The sequence below is a fragment of the Paenibacillus sp. TSA_86.1 genome (assembly GCF_052691815.1).
Genome location: NZ_JBQZGE010000007.1, coordinates 178,718 through 199,925 on the forward strand (window position 1 = coordinate 178,718; position 21,208 = coordinate 199,925).

Genomic DNA, 21,208 nt, shown 5'->3' on the forward strand with positions numbered 1-21,208 from the left:
TTGTTTTGGAGGATGAACATGAGAGGCTTGAGACGTAATATTGCTGTAATAACAGCAATGGCATTAATTATATCCTTGCTCTCTCCCTTTTTGGGGGGAGTAAGCACTGTATTCGCGGCAGATGTTCCAGGAGCACCGATCACAACACATGTGATCAAGGGAAATAAGAGCAACAGTGGCATTTATTATGGTGTAGTAGAGATGGAGTTGGTTGCTCAAAATACAGGTTCGGGTGTTTCTCTAACAAGATATAGTTTAAATGATGGTGCTTCTTGGTCTACGTATACACAACCTGTTGTGTTTTCGGATAAGAAAGTTTATAACATCGTTTATCAATCAATTAGTAACAATAATCGAACAGAAACGCCCAAAGAATTAAGGTTCACCATTAAGAAAGATACAAATCCGCCTGAGACTTCAGTACAAGTCACGGGGACGCAAGGACAGAACTCCTATTACATAAGTCCGGTTACACTAACCCTTCAGAGTACAGACACACAATCTTCCGTTGATTACACGGAATATAGCTTGGATGGCGGGATGACTTGGTTAAGATACACCTCTCCAATTCCAGCTACCGAAGAGCAGAGTACGATATATTATCGTTCACGTGATCTGGATGGCAATGTAGAGAAAATGAAAAAAAGTAAGATTAGTATTGATACAACTGCACCGACTCCTCCCTTATTTAATTACAAACCCGATGAGTGGAGTAATACTACGTTCCTCGTTACTATGTATCATGGTACCGATGAACAAAGTGGAATTATGAAATCTCAGTATCGGCTGGATCAAGGAGGGGCTTGGACCGATTACACCGTTCCTTTTAATGTGAGTGGTGATAAATTCAGAACAGTCTACGTTCGGTCTGTTGATAATGCAGGTAACATAAGTGAATTAGATGAATTTACATTGCAATTTGATAAGACACCACCATCTGTACCTAAAATTTATTTGCAATATGAGGAATGGAAAAATCACGATATCTATGTGGAACTTGATGAAGGCACCGATGAAGATAGTCAGGTGCAAGGGTATGAGTATCGAGTTGGCTCTAGTACAGAATGGATAGAATATATTAGTTCATTCCCGGTAGAGCAAGAGGGAAATACCAAAGTTTATGCTCGAACGGTGGATAAAGCGGGCAATGTAAGTGCCACAGTGGAGGCAAACGTAAAGATTGACCTTACGCCGCCATCACCTCCTGAAAAGCTTTATAAAGTAAGCCAACTCGGATCGAGTGCTGTCATTCGCTGGTCACCCGCGCAAGATGCGTTGTCGGGCATAAAAGGATATGAAATTTACAATGGTGACTCTCTTGTAGGTGAGACTACAGATACTAAATTTACAATTACCGATCTTACGCTGAACGAAATGCAATCCATTACTGTTATAGCGATAGATAAAGCTGAAAATTCTTCAGTAAAAAGCAAACCGCTTGTGTTCTTTACCAACAACTTGGCAATATCTGCTTATCGAGATCATACTTTTGCCTGGAATCAACAGGGACAAGTTTGGGGTTGGGGGCTTAACAGCAACTACCAGTTAGGGGACGGAACTACAACGAATCGTACAGGTGCTACGAGAATAACAACCCTGGATGGTTTCTCAATGATCTCAACGGGTTTCAAACAAAATATAGGATTGCGTTCAGATGGAACCGTATGGACGTGGGGGGCTAATGATTATACCAATCAACGTCTCGCGCTTACTCAAGTACCGGGTCTGGAGAAAGTAGTATCTATTTCTGCGGGTCTTCAACATTACATGGCACTTAAGGAAGATGGAACCGTATGGACCTGGGGAGATAATGGTTTGGGTCAACTCGGATCGGGTAGCAAGTTGCCATACAACAGCCTTGAACCTATTCAGGTTGCAGGTTTGCAAGGTGTTGTGGCTATCAACGGAAGTTACTACAACAGCATGGCATTAAAAGATGACGGAACCGTATGGATCTGGGGAAATGGAAATCGAGTAATCGGTTACCAATCTTCAACAAGTACCATTCACTACTCACCAATTCAGATCGCGGGATTATCTAATATTGTTCAAATTGATATGACCTATCTGCATGGACTGGCTCTCCGCGACGATGGAACTGTATGGAGCTGGGGCTTTAATGATTCGGGTCAGTTAGGTCTGGGAGATTATATCGACCATTCAACTCCAACACAAGTACCTAACTTGAATAACGTTAATAAAATTACAGCGGGATACTCGCATAGTATGGCCTTGACCAATAGTGGAGACATATGGTCATGGGGAAATAACTACTATGGAGAAGTAGGGGATGCCTCAGCTATTCAAAAGCGTCCAAATCCGGTAAAAGCTGCACATTTAAAAGGGGCTACAGATATCGAAGCTGGTGAGATGTACAGTTATGCTTTAAAGAAAAACGGTTCTGTTTGGTCATGGGGGAATAATACTTATGGTCAATTGGGGAATGGCACAACGACTTCACAACCTACACGTGTTCTGGTGAGCGGGTTCAGTTATCCGGTGGATAAAGATGCTCCATCTGCACCAGCGCAACTTAGAGTGGCGGGCAAGACTTCTGCAACAGCAGTGTTATATTGGGAAGAATCGGAAGATAATCATGCAGTGAAGGAATATCTGGTATATTCCGGGTCGACTCTATTCAGTACGTTACCTGTAGATGGTAAATCATTAGAGTCCATTGTTAATTACACTGCCAGTGGTCTAGCACCGGGTCAGACATATACATTCACAGTTAAAGCAAAAGATTATCAAGGTAATGTGTCAGAAGCTAGTAACAGTGTGACGGTGACTACCGAACAATCGTTTACGAAAGAGATGTCCGGAGGACAAGATCACACACTCGTATTAAAAACAGATGGCTCTGTTTGGGCCTGGGGATCTGATCAATCGGGACAAATAGGTTCTGATAAGGTCTATTCAACCAAAACGCCAACTCAGGTGTCCAACCTATCTTCAATCACAGCCATTACATCGGGTCCGGATTACAACTTAGCCCTTAAAAGTGATGGAACAGTCTGGGCATGGGGGAGTAACCAATCCGGGCAATTGGCTAATACCAATGCAAGAATGTCAGATGTACCTAAGAAAATCGAAGGCATAGACTCGGTTATAGCTATTGATGCAGGAACAACGCATGCTTTGGCATTAAAACGAGATGGAACGGTTTGGGCCTGGGGAAGTAATTTCTATGGGGAACTGGGAATAGGGAATAACACAAGCCAGTATGCTCCAACTAAAATTTCTTCATTAACGGGAGTTAAGTCTATTAGTGCGGGTGCGTTCTACAGTTTTGTAATCAAAACGGATGGAACGATCTGGTCATGGGGGGCTAACAGTAGAGGTCAGCTAGCTAACGGTACAGAGGTCAATAAGAATGTACCAACTAGAGTCACAACTCTATCTGGTGTGGAAAATATATCCTTAGGTTTCTATCATGGTCTTGCATTAAAACAGGATGGAACAGTCTGGGCCTGGGGATATAACAATAATGGTCAATTAGGCGACGGAACCAATACATCCCGGTCAACACCAGTTAGAATTAACAGCTTGTCTGGAATAAGTCAGATAGCAACAGGTAATTTCTACAGTTTGGCTAGAACCTCGAATGTAGTATATAGCTGGGGGCAAAATAGCTATGGAGAATTAGGTAACGGTGGACGATCGGGAAGCAATTCCCCGAATCAAGTCGTTTCTATTAATTCTGTACAGAACATAGCGGCCGGAGTTTTCCATGGTATGGCTCTCTCAAATAATAACTTATTGACATGGGGATATAATCAGGATGGACAGCTAGGTAACGGTACAACGACGAATTCATATGTTCCCGTTAGCGTTTTGGGAATGTCTACCGCCAAGATGAGTACGGCTTCCAAATCAGCTGCAGCATCCAAAACTCAATTTGTGAACAAAGAAATAATTAAACCAGAATTACCGACCGAAATAATTTTGACTGATTTTATAGCTCCTACGCCTCCCGAGAATGTAAAGATAACTCGAAATGGTGAAGAGTTTGAACTAGGGTGGTCTCCATCAAAAGATGATGTGGGTGTAAAAGAATATTGGATATATATAAACGATGAGTTGATATCAAAGACGGCTTCTCATACGAACGTAAAAGTTCAAGGTTTAACGGGTAGTTTCGTCAATATTACAATCAGAGCAGTCGATGAGGCGGGTAATATTTCGGTCTCTAGTGCTTCTGTAACACTTTAATCATTTGAATGTTCCGAAAGTCTCCCAGGCTGTTAAAGCTTGGGAGACTTTCGAGTATAATGGACAAAACAATACAACGATGAATGATGAACTCACATATCAAGTCAATAATTCTTCTGGAAGAGAGTCTAACATGGGAGGGGAGTAACAGATGGATGAGGTAAAGATTGAACATGCACCGCCGGCTGCGGTTGAATATTTGGCACTGCGGCAGATCGCGGGGCTTAGTCCGATGAGCCGGGAGGGGGCTGAGATTGGGCTGCCGCGCAGTTTATTTGCGGTATGTTTGCGAGAGGCAGATGTTCTGATCGGGATGGGGCGTGTCATTGGGGATGGCGGTTGTTTTTTTCAGGTGGTCGATATTGCAGTGCATCCTGATCTTCAGGGGAAGGGTTATGGGAAACTGATCATGATCGAAATTATGAATTATTTGCGTGAAGCTGTTCCTACGCGGGGGTTGGTTAGTTTACTGGCGGATGTCCCTGCGGATCGCTTATATGCTCAATTTGGGTTTGAATATACAAGTCCAAAATCGGAAGGCATGTGGTGGAGGCAAGAGGAATAAGGGATAAATAACTTCATGAAGCTAACTGCTTACATGGTACATCGGAACAATGGATGTAAACACCTCGAATACTGCAGAGGTCAACAAAATAGTTACCGCAAACCTTTGGAAATCAAAGGTTTTTTTGCTTTACAACCATATTTTTACATGTATAATGTAAAATAAATACAATTTACGATTTACAAATTACAGATTGCCAATCTCTGAACACAAATCAAACTAGTCATTACAATTTCTCCGCATGACCCTGCAAGATCCATACCCATCATTCAGAAGCAAGAATGGAGGAAATACATTGAACAAAAATCAGAAAATACAGTTCAATCAAATGGTGGAACGATCCGTAAAGCGGGCTGCCAAAAATCTTTCAGGCACCAAAGGTGTGGTTTCCGTCCGATTAAGTCAGGAAGAGATCGATGTGATTGATCAGTTGGTATTTCTGGAACTGGCCAAGAACCGCTCGGATGCTACAGCGATGTTAATTCGGGAAGGCATTCGCACACACCAGACCTTGTTGGGCGAGATTCGCGAGTATACAGCAGAGCTGGAACAAGTCAAAGCCAAAATGCAACGAAGAATACAAGAGTCGGGTCTGGTTGGCCGATTACAACAAGCGCATGATCGTGAAGAGATTCAGATTGGAGGCGGGGTGTATGAGCCAGAAGGAAACAAATAACACCAATCAAACTCGCGAAGACAGCTACCTTGCAGTATTACGAATACCTTCCTTTACAGTTTTACTGGTTGGGCGGCTGGTCTCGGGTGCGGGACAGATTTTATTTTCCATGGCGACGATGTGGTATATCTTGCAATTGACTGAATCTGCGCTTGCCGCTGCTTTGATACCCATGTTTCCATACTTAATCTATGCCTTCTTGGGCATCCCGCTGGCCACAATTAGTGACCGGCTGCCGAAGAAAAAATTACTGATCTGGACAGACATATGGCGAGCGGTTATTGCCTGTATCCTTGCGGTTTTATTTCTGACGGATGCCATGCTTCCGTGGCACATCTATGCAGCCAATTTGCTTATTGCGATTCTCGGTTTTATGTTCAATCCTGCAACGCAGACCGTGATTCCTGCGATTCTGCCCAAGCCGACAGAGCAACTCGCTCCAGCTAATGCACTTCTGAACTCTTCCTCCAAAACGATTGAGTTGTTAGGTTATGCCGTAGGAGGAATTCTAATTGCCTTCATCTCCGTACAGTCCATCCTGTTCATCTATGCCATCACATTTCTGCTGTCAGCACTCTCGATTGCTTTTATTCGTATCCCTATTACTAAAGTTGTCAAACAAAAAGGATTTTCAGGATTTGTCAAAGACAGTATGCAGGGCATCACCTTTTTATTTTCAAGTAAAATCTTGGCCTGCTGTATTATCTTTGGAGCCATTATCAATTTTGCGGGCGCACCGCTACACATCTTCACGCCGATTTTTGCCAATATGGTTCTTGAAGCCGGGCCCCAAGGTTATGGACTTCTCCAGTCAGCTTTTGCCGCGGGGAGTATAGTCGGTTCCTTGCTCAGTGGAAAATACGCCAAACGTCTGTCGCTCGCTCACTGGTTCCTGATCAGTTATCTGATCTCAGGTGCAAGCCTGCTGTTCATGCCGGTATTTCCTAACTTGTACACTGCTATTGCTTGTTCATTCCTGTTAATGCTGGGACTTGCACTTGTGAATGTGCCACTGATTACGTCCATTCTGTTATCCACTCCGGAAGAAAAAAGAGGGCGTGTCATGAACAGTATGGGTGTGCTGATGAGCGGTATCAGTAATCCTCTCGGGTTGTTATTGGGCGGATGGCTCATTGAAACGTATAATCCATCCTGGGTGTACATGGGTATCGGCATGTTTGTAGTATTCATGGGGATGGCAAGCCTGTTCGTCAGACCCTTTCGGGAAGATCGAGTCGGACATACCTCACGTAGTGCTACCGCAGTTTCGTCTGAAACATAATGTCAGATTAGCCCTTTTTATGCGAGAAAAATAAAGGTTATGACAGGTATTACAAGTATATATGGATTTGATAAATAATTTTTGTAAAAAAATTCAATTAAAAAGAAGGAATTTAAAATTTTATGTAGAATTTGGTTTATAAGAGGGGGAGACAAATGGGAGGTAATTTATCATGGAAAACAAGGAAATTTTATCTGTACAGGATTTGATGGCTCTGGAGGTTGAAGAGGATAACAACATGTTCGAGGAAACTAGCTTGTGTACAGTGTGCAGCTGGACAAGCTCAAGCACGATCGTTGTAGAGTCCTAATACTCTTCATCGTCTCGAACCACTGAATAATTCGAAAGATAAGTCTTTGATTTCGTATTACTAAACTAAAATAATTGTACCTCCCCCTCTTACTCTAATTCAAAAGGAGTGATTCTCATTGAAATCAGCAAGCCTGACTGAAAAGAAGGACGCCTTTGAGAACGCTTTGCAAAATATAATCCGGGATCTACCCGAATCCATCCAATGGTCGAATGACGGCCATTGGATTTGTTTTAAACCGGAGAAATTAACGCTACCCGCACAGGGCTGGAAAATTCATTTATCCGTCATACCTGTAGAGGGAGCCGAACTATTGCGCCGAATTACGCCGATTCTGACGAGATATGGTGTGATGTGGAAAGTAGTGAACAGTGGGCTGAAATTAATTGAAACATCCAATGGTTCTACGCCGCTACCTCAGACCGGGAAGTGTGTGACCATCTATGCACGCAGTGATGAACAGTTTATGCAGTTACTAGAGGAGATGTATGCATGCACGGATGACCTGAAAGGCCCGTCGATCCCTACGGATCGGGCTTACCGGGGGAGTTCATGTGTATTCTATCGCTATGGAGCTTTTGTTGACCGGTTCTATTATGATCTTTACTCTGGTGCAAAAGTATATGCCATCCAGAATCCGGAAGGCAGGCTGGAGGAAGACCGAAGAACACCTGGCAGATATAAGCCCGAATGGGTAGATGAGCCGGAAGATCTGGTGAGAATACAGACTGGGTGGAAGAATGATAATGATGCTACAGGTGATCCATCGAATGCCAGTAACAATGAATTTGCAATACGCCAGATCCGGGTGAAGCGGGTGCTCAAAAAGTCGGGTAAAGGTGGCGTATTTCTGGTCTCCACGTCTAGGAATGAGCAAGCAGTCATGAAAGAAGCAGTTCATCTCATGCGTGTCGATGGTGCTGGACGTTCTGCCCATGATTATCTGAATAACGAGTATCATGTACTGGATCTGATGAAGGATACCGGTTACACCCCACGGCCCATAGATCTGTTCAGCGCTGAACGGAATCGGTATCTCATTCTGGAGTATTTCGACAGTATCAGCTTGCGGGAGTATGTTCATCGCAAACATGTAGCTGCCGATTACAGTCCGGCAGAATTTTACCGAATCGGTGCAGATATTTTGGATATCGTACAGAAGTTTCACATTAAAGACATTGTTATCAATGACCTGACGCCGAACAATATTGTGGTGTTGGCGGATGGAAGTGTGCGGCTGATTGATCTGGAGCTAGCTTATGTAAGAGACAGCAAAAGTCAGGCAAAACCGTTAACAGGACATACACCCGGTTATGTACTTCGAGGCAGAGAGCATAGTCAGCGTTCTGAATTTTCGGATGACCTCTATGCTTTGGGAGCTGTTTATTATTATATGGCATCATCGATTGACCCTTATTTGAAGTACAGACAGTCTCATCTGTCTGCGGGACAAGCCTATTTGCACAATCTCAATGATCGTCAGCTTCGTGGGCTGGGAAGTCTGGGGATCGAGATTATGTCTGGACGATATAACGATTTATTCGAGATACGTGAACGGCTAATTAAAATGTGCGCAGAAGAGAAAGCCGATTCAACAGGGCGAGACCAGGTTTCGTGCATGAATGAGGCAGAGATGACAGCAGTAGCAGTGCTTCATCAATCCGAGCTTATGGCAAACCGATTGTATGATTCTCTTGATTTTAATAACCCTCATCGGCTGTATCCCGAGAATAGCATGAGCAAGATGTTTCACCCGGCTAATTTTAACTTTGGCTGGACAGGTATGGTATACGGTTTTCATCAACTGGGTCAGATCACGCAGAACAAACAATATCATCAGTACGCACGTAAGGTACTGGAGTGGATTTTAAATCATACACCTTATGTTCCTGACGAAACGCCAGTGAGCTTATATTTTGGTTATGGTGCGGTTCCTTGGGCACTGGCACAGACCGCAGATGCGCTGGGTGATGAATCGCTACTTCGCGTTGCCGAAAGTCTTGCCATGGAGATCACAAGGCATGACCCGGTTCAAACGAATATCAGTCATGGCGCAGCGGGTTTAGGGTTGATGCTGCTGGAGGTACACCATCTTGGAGGTTGTGCCGAACTTCTGACAAGAGCCGATGAACTCGGCAAAACTATTTTAGAGCAGGAAAAGCGAACGGAAGATGGGCTGAGTATGTGGGAAGTGAAGGACAAGTCGGACAAAAAAAGCCATCATTCATTTGGGTTTTCTCATGGTATTGCCGGGATCGGTTATTTCTTGCTTGCTTTAGCGAAGCTAACGGGGAAAGACGATTATTATTCGGCGGTGAAGCGTATTGTGCATACGCTGGAACGTACGGGTTACGAAGGGAAAAACGGTGTGAGATTATGGCCTGCGTCCCCCGAAAAGCCAGATGCTCTCTGGGTTCATTGGTGTAATGGTTCAGCGGGGATTGCACGATTTTTGCTGACTGCAGCCGAGGTTCTACAAGATCCGGTATGCTTCAGACTTGGCCAACAGGCCGCAGATGCGGTAGCCCAATCGACGATTTTCGCTTCTTTTGGTCAGTGTCATGGGATCGCTGGTAATGGAGACGTGCTGATCATGGCGAATCGGAGCTTCCCGGGCAGATATGAAGCCAAACTAAAAGAGTATACGCATAGCCTGTACGTGCTTCGAAGTGATGGACAGGCAGACTTGTGGATGTGGCCGCTGGAGGATATGGAATCCTACTCCCCAGACTACATGACGGGATATATGGGAATCTATGCTTTCCTGCTTCGTCGATTTTATCCTGCGGTTTCTTATGAGCCCATGGTGTATTCAGGCTTCGATCCGAACAGGGAGGTAACGGTGTACGATGTTAACATCCATATCTGATATCCTGCCGCAATGTCAGCATGAAGCCGGAAAGGGCGGGGATCGATACTATGCCAGTGAGCCTGGAAAAAGGGTAGAGCATTCTTCTGTTCTAGTTATTGATCAGGGGCATGGTCAGTATATGTTGGATCTATGGAGTGAAGCTCGATCGTTTACATATTGGGAGGAGCGAATCACATCCGTATTGGACACGTTGGCTGGTTCCTCCATCTATGTAACTGCACCCGCCTCATTCCCATGGGAAAGGCTTGGATATAAGGCCGATGTGCTTGCCCATCGATATCGGTTCTATGGTAATCTGGGGCACATCCCTGATCCGGTTATACCGGATCGGGCCGGGAACTGGCTATCCGCAGAGGGGCAGGAGGAAGCTATGGCCCATCTCCTTGAATCCAGTGATCCAACGTGTCCCGGAATACAAGCTGCCCGCCAAGCGGTGGATGATATATATGAGGGTATGTATGGAGTTCTATTGAATGGATCTGGACTTGTGGAGCTAGGAGGAATGCAGATCGGAGGCTGCCTGCTAAGTAATGAGTTTGGTAGCATACTCTTGTCACATATCTTCACCATACCTGCTGTACAACGCAAGGGCTGGGCCAGGTGGCTTGTTGCGCATAGTCTTCATCGGTGCGGTTCCAACCCGGAACAGCGGATTAAAGCTTCGCTCGATGCAAACAATCAAGGAAGCTATCGATTAATGAGTGCACTGCCGTTACAGCAGGTGCCTGAACTTATACACGTATGCCGGATCAGGAAGGAGAGGGAGCCCTCATGAAGCCTGTTTTGCTGGAAAGTACGGAATATCATGACCTGAGAAGTAAATGGTTTCGTGCGAGTCATGAACCAGGGCTATTTGTGGTTGAAGGACGTTCAGATGCCGTGAAACATGAACTCCAGAAGTTAAGTATGCATTGGCAGGAGAGAGCCATTCGGCTCCTGCTTGATGATGCACACAACACGCTGCCACTCATGTATCAGCTGAATCCGGTCAACCCTATCGATGATCTTGTGGCCTGCAAAAATGCATTGCTCCGTTTCCATAGAGCGGGCTGGGCTCCGGGGGCACGGAAATGGATTCTGCTTGAAATAGTCTCCGGTCTGCACCCTGCAGATCTTGGAGCCATTCATCATCTGCTGTATCGTCAAAAACTAAAAGACGTTAGTGTATTGTTATTTTTTCACCAATTCCCCGTGAGACTGAACCCTTCTAAAAATGTGCCAAAGTTGGCTATTTCTCTGGTGAGAGACACACCGGAACAGACCCGACATTTGTTAAATGAACAGCTGCGAATAGCTGGCAGGGACGATGAGGTGGAAGTGGAGTCAGGTCCAGGCAATTCCCCACATCAAGTTCAACGAAAAGCCCAACGCAAAGCGCTTGCTCTCTATAACAGGCTAGCCTGGATTTTGTTGTGCAAATCGGATAATCCGCGTCGGTATAAGGCTTGTTATCGTTTTTTTAATCAAAATTCCATATTTCAGCGATTATCGGCAGCGCAGCAGGCCATTCTATGGTTTGAACTGGGCCAGTTATTGACCAAAAACGGGGATGATTACGCCGCGGCAAGAGATTGTTATGCTCAAGCCCGGGTTGTTCTGGAGGACGAGAATTTAAGCGAGGTCTATCGCATTGGGAAGGAAGCCGCACTGGATAACGGGGAAGCATTAATTGAGATGCAAGAAGGCAACATCCCGCGTGCAATAGAACTGGAGAGGAGAGCCGGATTGCGAATTGGTGAGCTTCCTTCAGGTCCTGATCGGCATGTTTTTCAGATTCAAACGGCTCTAAACATTGCAGGACTGCAGGTTCGGGCGGGGCTTCTCATGGATGCTGAAACGACACTTATGACTGCTGAGAAGCTCTGTACGGGTGTATACTCGGGTTGGCTGGGGCATATACTCCAGCTAAAAATGACGGTATATCAGCAGCTTGGTGAGCAAGAGTTAGAATACAACATGTTGATGCAGGTGCTGCGGATGAAAACAGGTTCGATTCCTTCCAAATTGCTGAAACGTGCGGTTGAAATGGCTGGAATGCTGATCCAGCAAGGAGATGAGGAACGTGCAGCTGAAGTGTATCGTCTCTTGATTGCCGGACTGCCAGCAACCAGTCTGCAACAAATTCGTTTGATTCGGCAATCCTTAAGCGGTCTGGGAACGGAGAGTCCTGCGGCGGCGGCAATACAGCATCAGCTTACGCTCAAGCTGGAAATACAGCTGGATTCCTGGGAGCAATTCAAGTACTGGCATGAGAGGAGGGAGTCTGGTTGAGCGATCCATTCCTGAATCGAATGAGTGTGAACAGGGAACGGACAAGTATGGTTCTGAGTTATGATGACCAAACATGTGACTGGTGTGAGCTAAGTGATGCGGGAGATGTTCGGGGCATACGGCGTCTTTCTGATCATTGGACAGGACCCGGTCAGACCCTGCAGCATATTCAATTCATCAGTACAGATCAGATTGTGGTGATCACGCGACAGAAGACAAAGAGGTGGATTCATGTATTTAAAAAAGAACGGGAGAAGATCAGGCTAATTCATACGCTGTCTCTAAATTTACCGTTCCCCGTGATGCAGGTTGCTTGGCAAGAAGAAAAGTGGCAGCTGCTATTTGCGGTCAGGCATCGTTCGGGAACTGTGCAAATCGGGCTATACGATATTGACAAAGAAAAAGCCGAGTGGGTTACTCCAGAACTGGATAACCCGCAATTTGTATTCTGGTTGAAGTCTGAGCAAGAAATCGGTGTCAATGTGGGCGGAGTCGGCAGAGTGTACTTTTACGGAAAAGATACCGGGTCGTCTCGGGAAATTCCTTATCAGGAATATGCTCATCCTGTGATGGACAAACAGGGTAATTGGATTGCTGTGTGCATTCCGGTGGAACGTGGTTTTCAGCCTGGCTGGATCAGAGATCAGGAGGATATTATTCATGGATGTTCGGAACGCAGTGAGCTGTTCTCCGAGCTGATTCGTGTACAGCTGGATGCGGATCAACAGCTTGTCTTATGCGAGGGAGTAATTCACGGGAAATGGCAATACGTTCAGTACACGCTGGATGGGGAAAAGACGTTTGAGCTGAGCGATTACCAGGGCACGTTAACACAAGCAGTTTACAGCAGAGACAAGCGGAGTCTGATTGGTAAATTGGAGTCGGTTGCTAATGCTCCGGTGCCTGCGAGATGCGGGATATATAAGTCGTTTGGTGAAATCACTCCACTCTCGGTTGGGCATGGAGATACACTTGTGAGTGGGCTTATAAAACAACCGAAGGTAGAGTACAGGCACATTCGCTACGAGAACGAGTTCATTCCTTATATGGACATTCACTCAGAAGGCAAAGAACAGGCAGTGATTTATCTTCACGGTGGGCCTCATAATTGCCTTTTGGACAGTTACAGCCCGGTTATTGCAGGTTTATCCGAGGCTGGAGTAAGGGTGATTGGGCTGAATTATCCAGGTAGTTCAGGGTTTGGTTCTGAATATAAGCATCGTATCCAGGACGATTGGGGTGGCGTGGATGCGGATGTTATCCGTTTTATACGGGAGCATGTCTTGGGTTCATATTCAACAGTTTCACTGTACGGTGTCAGTTATGGAGCTTATTTGGCATTGTTAGCTGCAGGAAGAAACCCGGATCTGTGGAGCGCTGCAGTTGCTTGTGCACCGTTTACGGATCTAAGCGCATTATATGCGGGTGGCGGGGCGAAGCTAAGATCATTTTTGCAGGCCGAGATTGGTGAATTGTTAAAAGATGAATCTGCTCTGCAGAATAGAAGTCCGTTAACCTATGCGTCTGCACTGTGTAAGGTGGATCTACAGCTCATTCACGGCCGGAACGATCAGCTCTGTCCGGTAGAGCAGACGGAGCGCCTGTACCAGGAAATACGGAACTGTAAGGAACCTGTAGAGGATGAAGCTCAACTTGAGCTTCATATTATTGATGATCTGCAGCATGAGGTTTATGCGGAGCGAATCTGGGCAGCAAAGGCAGTTCATTTTCTAACCGGAAAGATAGATAAACAAGGGAATTGTTGAAGCCGCCCGTGCGGCTTTTTTGCGATTCGAGTTTACAAGTATGTTTATCCGGTTTAAGATGGCGTGAGCCGTTTAAGGTATATAACAACAGGATTAAGTATTAAAATAACGGTAAGCTGACAAGATGACATCGATAGAAAAGAGGGATTCAGATATGAAAGTAACGATTTTTGGAGCAACCGGAGCGATTGGCAAGACGATTCTATGGGAATTGATGGATCGAGGGCATGAAGTGACCGCAGTCGTGCGTGATCCGTCCAAGGTGGAGATGGTGCATGAGCGTTTGCGTGTGGAGCAGGGGGATGTGCTTAACCCGGATCAGGTTGCCGATTTTGCAGCAGGACAAGAAGCGGTTGTAAGTGCATACGGGCCGAAGTTTGGTGAGCAAGAAGAGCTGCTGGAAGTGACACGTTCACTGATTGAGGGCGTGCGTCGTGCAAATGCCGGGCGTCTGCTTGTTGTTGGCGGAGCAGGAAGTCTGATGACAGATTCAGGAGAAATGTTGATGAATACGCCGGGATTCCCGGAGGAAATCAAACCTCTTGCACAAGCTCATGCGGATGCTTATGGGCTTCTTGAAGAATCGAATATTCACTGGACGTATATGAGTCCGGCAGCAACGATCACTACAGGGCAGAGAACTGGTCAATTCCGGATTGGCATGAATCGTGTCATTACCGATGATCTGGGCGAAAGTAGCATTTCTGTAGGTGATTTTGCCGCAGCTTTGGTGGATGAACTGGATGATCCGCAATTTGTTCAAGCGCGGTTTACGGTGGGATATTAAATATAAAATGCACTAGGGTTACAAGACACGCCCTAATATAGAACACAAAGAGGGAGCCCCAAGCAAGTGATGGTGGGCTCCCTCTTTGTGCCTAGATGTAAATTCATGTTGAATTCATATTGGACAGTCCTCCACCTGCCTTACAGACGGAAGCGCTGAAGTTCCTGATGCATCTCCGCGCTGATATCACGAAGTGACTTGACCTTAATACTCGCTTCGGAGAAAGAACGTTGCTGTTCTGCGGTAGAAGCGGTGATCTCTTCACTGCTGGCGGCCGACTGCTCGGTGATCGCGCTGATGTTCTCAATCGCCTGCTGCACCTGTGAACTTAGTTTGCTGGATTGTGTCATGTCGTCAGCAAGCTGCTGAATTCCTGAACTGATGCGCTCCACACTCTCGCGGATCGCCGAGAAGGATTGCTGCGTCTGACTGGTAGCTTGTTCCTGTTCGCCAAAGAGCTGCATGCTTTGCAGCACAGAGCTTTTTACTTTGTCCATGGAGGCTGTAATCTCGCCAACCGCTGCATAGATATGTTTGACCGATTGGGCTGACTGCTCGGCGAGTTTATTCACTTCCCCTGCTACAACAGCAAATCCGCGTCCGGCTTCCCCGGCACGTGCAGCTTCAATGGAAGCGTTCAGGGATAGCATGGTGGTCTGCTTGGCGATCTCGGATACATAACCTGTCATTGTAGTGATGCGAGCTGCATTTTCTTCCAGCTCCAGCACGGTCTGTTCGACTTCGGACATGGCGTGGCGGTTTACTTCGGCGAGTCGTAGCTGTTCTGCAATTGCCTTATTTCCCTCTTCCACCGTGATTAGAACATCACGTCCATCCGAAGCGGATTGGGCTGTAGCCTGAAGGTTACTGTCGAATGTAGACTGCATCTTGTCTACAACCATAACGGTTTCGCTGAGATCTTCTGCGATTTTTTGGCTGCCTACAGACAGCTCTTCTGTAGTACGGGACACCTGCTGCACGATGGCTTGTACCGTATCATTGCCGCGATCAATATCCTGCGCCATCTGATCGACGCGCTGTCCAGCTGTGTCGATCGACTGGATAATTCCGCGAATATTATTTGTCATTTGCCCGAAGGAACGACTCAGATCATCCAGTTCATCTTTCCCCCGAGGTTCCGGCAGCGTCTGGGTCAGGTCACCGCTGGCGATATGCCCGGCAGCATCCTTAATCACACGAATTCGCTTGGCGATCTGGCGTGATGTGTACATATTAAAGAGCATGACGGCGATGAACAAAAGGGCCGCCCCGCCAAGAGCAATCTGCCATGTCTTTTGGATGTCGCTTTCCAAGTTTAACGTATATTGCGTGTATCGCTCCCGCGTTATCTCATTCAGCGAGTAGATGTCATTCTGTATACCTCGAACCCGGGCGCTGTAACGTTTGGCTTCCGCACTGTCCATGCTGCTCATTGCCTCAGTAGCACCCTGATCTAGCGCTTGCAGCTTTGTTTGAACGGTTTGGATGAGCTGCATCTCCTGATCCGTTTCCAGCAATCCCTCTGTCAGTTCCTTCACCATAGCTTGGCCTTCTTTCAAGAGAAGCAGTACGGCTTCCTGGTTGCCGGCTGTCATGGAGAAAGAGTAGACATCCAGCGCCTGCTGGGTCTGAATCTGATTGGAGTTTAGTTCACTTACCTTAAGCATGGCAGGTACCAGGTTTTGATTTTTCGCATTCATGCTGAGCAGTTCCATAATGATATAAGCGACTAGCGCAAGGCATAGAAGCAGTGAGATTAGCGCATTAATAATAAGTTTTCCCTGTAATTTCATATGGCGTACCTCCTCAGATCGTGGATTATGGATTCACTGTAATTTTGATTTGACCCGAAGAAATCTTGGTTTTCAGATCATCGAAGGTTCGCTGTTGTTCTTCACTCAGTGTGATGTTATGTAATGCAGTCAAGCCTACAGCATTCTCGGCGAGTCCTTCTACGATTTCCTTTTTCGGGAAGGAATGTTTGTTCTCAATAAACGACTTCACGGCGTTGTAGATGGAGACATCTACATTTTTCAGCATAGATGTAAGAATCGCTTTTTCTGCCAAAAAGAATTGATCCGTATCGACGCCAATGGCGTATTTACCGAGTGCTTGAATCTCCGTCAGTGCACCCACACCGGTAAGGCCGGCAGCCACATAAATAACGTCGGCATCTTGCTCCTGGATCATTCTCTGAGCCAGCTGTTTTCCGAGATCGGCATTTCCAAAGTCGCCGGCATACACAATATCTACAGCAGCTTTCGGATTAACGGCAAGTACGCCCTGTTTGAAGCCTTGTTCAAAATTTTTGAGCACCGGAATTTCCATTCCGCCCAAGAAACCGACATGGTTCTCTTTGGAAGCCATGGCCGCAATTACACCTGCCAGATAGCTACCTTCCTCGGCACGGAATGAGATGGAAGCAATGTTGGGCAGGGCAGACTGACTATCAATTAACAGGAATTGCTGGTCCGGATATTTAGCGGCAACCTTCTCCATATCTGCCATCACGGTGTTGCTCAGTCCAATAATAAGATCGTATTTTTCTTTGGAAAACGCCTCAAATGCAGCTTCCGCAGTTAAATCTTTGCTTGGTTCGCGATAGTCAAAAACAATGCTTTTCTCGTCTCTGGCCTTGACCAGCCCGTTAAAAGCAGCATCATTGAACGAGCGGTCTCCCAGACCGACCTCTGTCAGCACAATTCCTACTCTGGTTTTTGTGTCCGTAGCTGCCGTTTTGGAGCCCGTTGAACAAGCTCCCAGTATCAGCAGTGTCAGGGCGATAACTACGGTAAGTCCCATACGGATATACATATTTTTCTTCATTGAAATGCCCTCATTTCTGTATGTTTTTATGTATCGATCTGGAAATATACTGGAAGATGGATGACCCCAATCATCTATGCAACGAGTTTTTCCCTTTATCTATATCGGCGAGAAATGTAGTTTGTTTATGACTCATATTGAAAATTTACAGAAATATAAATCTATTTCATGAATTATATATAGTTTTTACAATTATGTTGCATAATCAGGCTTATATGAACTTCTAAGCTGGCAATGAGCAGATCGTAAAAAACAAAAAAAGCGAAGCAGAAGCAAGTAATTCCACTTTGCTTTGCTCCACTTTGCTTATTCTTTTCATACGTTATCCATCTGCTACCAAGCAGCAATCGAGCCATCCGTTCGGCTTTCCGTTCCTCCGCATAACACACCTGTACCCGGGTTGCGCCAGATGATCTGTCCTCGTCCAAACTGAGATGAATCTAGCTCCGTTCGAATATCATGTCCTTTGCGGGCAAGCGCCTGGGCAATGTGAGTAGGGAAGCCTTGCTCGACCATTACCGTTTTATCTCTGATCCACTGCCAGCGCGGAGAATCAAGTGCAGCCTGTGGATTCAGATGATGATCAATCGTATTCATGACGACTTGCACATGACCCTGTGGTTGCATGAAACCACCCATCACCCCAAACGGGCCGACAGCCTCACTTCCATGTGTCAGAAATCCGGGGATAATCGTATGATATGTGCGTTTACCCGGTTCCAGTGCATTGGCATGCTGCGGATCAAGCGAGAAATTATGTCCCCGGTTCTGAAGTGCAATGCCTGTACCGGGCACAACCAGCCCTGAACCAAACCCCATGTAGTTACTCTGGATAAAAGAAACCATGTTACCTTCGCCATCCGCGGCAGCCAGATACACCGTTCCGCTTCCGCGCGGATCACCGGCCTCCGGTGCGCGTGCCGTGTCTCCAATCAGCTTGCGTCGTTCTGCGGCGTACGCTTCGGACAGCAGCTCTTTCACGGATACGCCCATCTTGCGTTCTTCCGTAATGTATTGCTCTCCATCGGCAAAAGCCAGCTTCATTGCTTCCAGCTGCCGGTGATAACTGAGGACGGACTCCTTCTCAGCCAAGTCGAATCCCTTCAGCAGATTAAGTGCGGAGAGGGCAATCAGCCCTTGCCCGTTCGGCGGAATCTCCCACACATCATAGCCACGATAAGATACGGAGATGGGATCAACCCATTCCGGCTGATAAGCCTTCAGGTCGTCACGTGTCAGGTAACCGCCGTGCTCGGCCATAAAAGCATGAATGCGTTCCGCCAGTTCTCCCTCGTAAAAGTCTCGCGCTTCGCTCTCGCCAATCCGGCGCAACGTGGCCGCATGGCCCGGCGAGCGCCACAGTGCCCCTGCCGCGGGTGCAAGCCCACCAGGGGCAAACGTCTCAAACCACGCACGCCCTGCTGCCGCATCGCCCTGGCGTGCATAGACCTCGGCTGCGCGTGCCCAGTGGCGGGCCAGCCCCGGCGCAAGCGGATAACCTTCCTCCGCATAGCGGATGGCCGGTTCCAGTACTTGCGCCAGCGTGAGCCGTCCGAATCGACGGCTCAGCTCCGCCCATCCCGCCGGTGCGCCAGGCACCGTCACCGGCACAACCCCCAGCTTCGGCATCTCCGTATAGCCTGCCGCTTGCAGCGCCTCAATCGAAATGCTCTGAGGCGCGGGGCCACTGGCATTCAGGCCATGCAGCTTGCCCTTCGTCCAGACGAGGGCAAAGGCATCGCCACCAATGCCATTGGAGGTCGGCTCCAGCACGGTGAGTGCTGCCGCTGTGGCGATGGCGGCATCGATCGCATTGCCGCCTTGTTTCAACACATCCAGACCAGCCTGCGCAGCAAGTGGCTGCGATGTGGCGACCATGCCTTGCTTGGCGTATACCGGCACACGAAACGAGGAATAAGGTTGGTAGAGGGGATCGAAGTTCATTTGTCAATCAGCTCCTTGTCGCGAGATGTCAGATTCCGTTGTTTAACCGGAGTGTAGCTTCTAACCCTTTTCGCAACCGGATAACCATTCTCCTGCCAAACCATCCAAATCCAACCTAACATCAAGGGGCAAGAACATAGAATATAAGCAAAGCCGTTTGAATGTACGCTTACTCAGACCAGTATCCCTTACGTCGTAACCATATCGCCGCCGTTGACATGGATGCATTCACCCGTGACATAGGAGGAATCACGTGATGCCAGATAGACATAGGCTGCTGCCAGTTCGTAAGGTTGACCTGCTCGCCCCATAGGTGTATCGGTGCCAAACACCTGCACATCTTCAGCCGAGAAACTGGCTGGAATAAGCGGAGTCCAGATGGGCCCCGGAGCCACGGCATTTACACGAATGCCTTTGTCAGCCAGGGATTGGGAGAGAACACGGGTGAGAGAGACAACAGCCCCTTTGGTCGAAGAATAATCGATTAGCCGCACGTCACCTTTGTAGGCCGTAATGGAGGCAGTGTTGATGATGGACGCTCCTTGGCACAGATGGGGAAGGGCAGCCTGGATCAGGAAGAAATACGAGAACACATTCGTTTGAAACGTATGATAGAGTTGCTCCTCGGTGATGTCGACAATACTCTGCTGTACATACTGCACGGCGTGGTTGTTGACCAGTACATCGATTTTCCCGAACGTTTCGATGGTCTTGCGAATGACCGCTTCGCAGTTTGGTTTTAGCCGCAGGTCTGTTTCGATGAGCAGACAGCGCTGACCCAGCTCCACGATCCGATCTCGTGTCCATTCCGCGTCGGTTCGTTCATATAGATAAGCGATGACAACGTCTGCACCTTCTTTGGCAAAAGCAATCGCCGCCGCTCGCCCGATGCCGCTATCGCCGCCCGTAATAATCGCAGCCTTGCCTTGGAGCTTGCAGCTGCCAATATAAGCAGGATCTTCACTGATCGGTTCGGGCACCATCAGCGATTCCAGACCGGGTTGCTGATCCTGATGCTGGGGCGGAAAAGCTAATTTTTGTGGTTTGCACACTGTTTTTTCACCATAAAATGGATAGACGGGATTCATGGTTTTGACAACCTCCTCGAACGTTTCTTGATAAAACTACCCTATGCGTTCGCCCAGAAGAAGGTGCAGTGAGACGAAGCAGAATGCTTGTTTTTCACACGGAATATATACCATAATAAGGATGTAGATCTTTAAATTTGATGGAGGTGTCAGGAGCCATATGAACATTCAGGGGATTAATCATTTGTGCTTTTCCGTATCGAATCTGGAGCGATCCATAACATTCTTTGAACAGGCTCTCGGTGCCCAAATTCAGGTGAAAGGACGTAAGCTGGCCTACTTCGAACTAGCTGGTCTTTGGATTGCTTTGAACCAGGAGGATGTCCTTCGGAATTATACGGAACGAACCTATACCCATATCGCGTTTACGGTAAAAGAAGAAGAGTTTGGCGCATCGGTGGAGCAGCTGCGAACCGCAGGTGCCGATATTATATCTGGAAGAGCGAGAGATGCGCGGGATGGAAAATCGGTTTATTTTACAGACCCGGACGGTCACTTATTTGAATTGCATACAGGTAGCTTGAAGCAGCGGTTGGACTATTATCGCGAGGATAAGCCGCATATGACCTTTTATTCATGAGGTAGCTACAAAATAAATGGAATTAAATC

15 protein-coding genes are annotated in these 21,208 nt (G+C 47.0%); 11 read left to right on the plus strand and 4 right to left on the minus strand.

From position 1 onward, the window contains the following. Positions 1-18 precede the first annotated feature (18 nt). The 10 genes from ACUTVW_RS16125 (at position 19) to ACUTVW_RS16170 (ending at position 14,741) form a co-directional block, all read left to right on the plus strand. The gene (locus ACUTVW_RS16125; RefSeq protein ID WP_445646746.1) at positions 19-4,212 is read left to right on the plus strand and encodes an RCC1 domain-containing protein; all 4,194 of its coding nucleotides are present in this window, start codon (positions 19-21) and stop codon (positions 4,210-4,212) included. Between the two features lie 151 nt (positions 4,213-4,363). Further along, the gene (locus tag ACUTVW_RS16130) at positions 4,364-4,777 is read left to right on the plus strand and encodes a GNAT family N-acetyltransferase (protein ID WP_445646747.1); all 414 of its coding nucleotides are present in this window, start codon (positions 4,364-4,366) and stop codon (positions 4,775-4,777) included. 295 nt (positions 4,778-5,072) lie between these two features. After that, a complete protein-coding gene (locus tag ACUTVW_RS16135; RefSeq protein WP_445646748.1) occupies positions 5,073-5,453 on the plus strand; it encodes a hypothetical protein in 381 nt (126 codons plus the stop codon). Then, complete coding sequence (locus tag ACUTVW_RS16140) at positions 5,431-6,735, plus strand: MFS transporter (protein WP_445646749.1); 1,305 nt, start codon at positions 5,431-5,433, stop codon at positions 6,733-6,735. Before ACUTVW_RS16135 ends, ACUTVW_RS16140 begins: the two co-directional genes overlap by 23 nt. Positions 6,736-6,907: 172 nt before the next feature. After that, entirely contained in the window at positions 6,908-7,045 is a 138-nt protein-coding gene (locus ACUTVW_RS16145; protein WP_353883072.1) for a hypothetical protein, read from the plus strand. Positions 7,046-7,163: 118 nt separating this feature from the next. Beyond that, the gene (locus ACUTVW_RS16150) at positions 7,164-9,914 is read left to right on the plus strand and encodes a lanthionine synthetase LanC family protein (RefSeq protein ID WP_445646750.1); all 2,751 of its coding nucleotides are present in this window, start codon (positions 7,164-7,166) and stop codon (positions 9,912-9,914) included. Next, positions 9,895-10,692, plus strand: a complete 798-nt coding sequence (locus ACUTVW_RS16155) for a hypothetical protein (protein ID WP_445646751.1) — start codon at positions 9,895-9,897, stop codon at positions 10,690-10,692. The genes ACUTVW_RS16150 and ACUTVW_RS16155 overlap by 20 nt, the downstream gene beginning before the upstream one ends. Next, entirely contained in the window at positions 10,689-12,188 is a 1,500-nt protein-coding gene (locus ACUTVW_RS16160) for a hypothetical protein (protein ID WP_445646752.1), read from the plus strand. Before ACUTVW_RS16155 ends, ACUTVW_RS16160 begins: the two co-directional genes overlap by 4 nt. Continuing rightward, entirely contained in the window at positions 12,185-13,954 is a 1,770-nt protein-coding gene (locus ACUTVW_RS16165) for an alpha/beta hydrolase family protein (protein WP_445646753.1), read from the plus strand. Before ACUTVW_RS16160 ends, ACUTVW_RS16165 begins: the two co-directional genes overlap by 4 nt. A gap of 154 nt (positions 13,955-14,108) precedes the next feature. After that, complete coding sequence (locus tag ACUTVW_RS16170; RefSeq protein WP_445646754.1) at positions 14,109-14,741, plus strand: NAD(P)-dependent oxidoreductase; 633 nt, start codon at positions 14,109-14,111, stop codon at positions 14,739-14,741. A 140-nt stretch (positions 14,742-14,881) separates the two neighbouring features. On the opposite strand, the gene ACUTVW_RS16175 is transcribed toward ACUTVW_RS16170, so the two are convergent. The 4 genes from ACUTVW_RS16175 to ACUTVW_RS16190 form a co-directional block, all read right to left on the minus strand. After that, positions 14,882-16,534: a methyl-accepting chemotaxis protein gene (locus tag ACUTVW_RS16175; RefSeq protein ID WP_445646755.1), complete on the minus strand. Its 1,653-nt coding sequence runs from the start codon at positions 16,532-16,534 to the stop codon at positions 14,882-14,884. A 25-nt stretch (positions 16,535-16,559) separates the two neighbouring features. Continuing rightward, the gene (locus ACUTVW_RS16180; protein ID WP_445646756.1) at positions 16,560-17,567 is read right to left on the minus strand and encodes a BMP family lipoprotein; all 1,008 of its coding nucleotides are present in this window, start codon (positions 17,565-17,567) and stop codon (positions 16,560-16,562) included. A 333-nt stretch (positions 17,568-17,900) separates the two neighbouring features. After that, entirely contained in the window at positions 17,901-19,511 is a 1,611-nt protein-coding gene (locus ACUTVW_RS16185; protein ID WP_445646757.1) for a gamma-glutamyltransferase family protein, read from the minus strand. Between the two features lie 188 nt (positions 19,512-19,699). Further along, on the minus strand, positions 19,700-20,599 hold the full coding sequence (locus ACUTVW_RS16190; RefSeq protein ID WP_445646758.1) for an SDR family oxidoreductase: 900 nt from the start codon (positions 20,597-20,599) through the stop codon (positions 19,700-19,702). Between the two features lie 160 nt (positions 20,600-20,759). Here ACUTVW_RS16190 and fosB point away from each other — a divergent pair, with 160 nt between their 5' ends. Continuing rightward, positions 20,760-21,179 (plus strand): metallothiol transferase FosB, encoded by a 420-nt coding sequence (gene fosB / locus ACUTVW_RS16195; protein WP_445646759.1) that lies wholly within the window; start codon positions 20,760-20,762, stop codon positions 21,177-21,179. Positions 21,180-21,208: the final 29 nt, after the last annotated feature.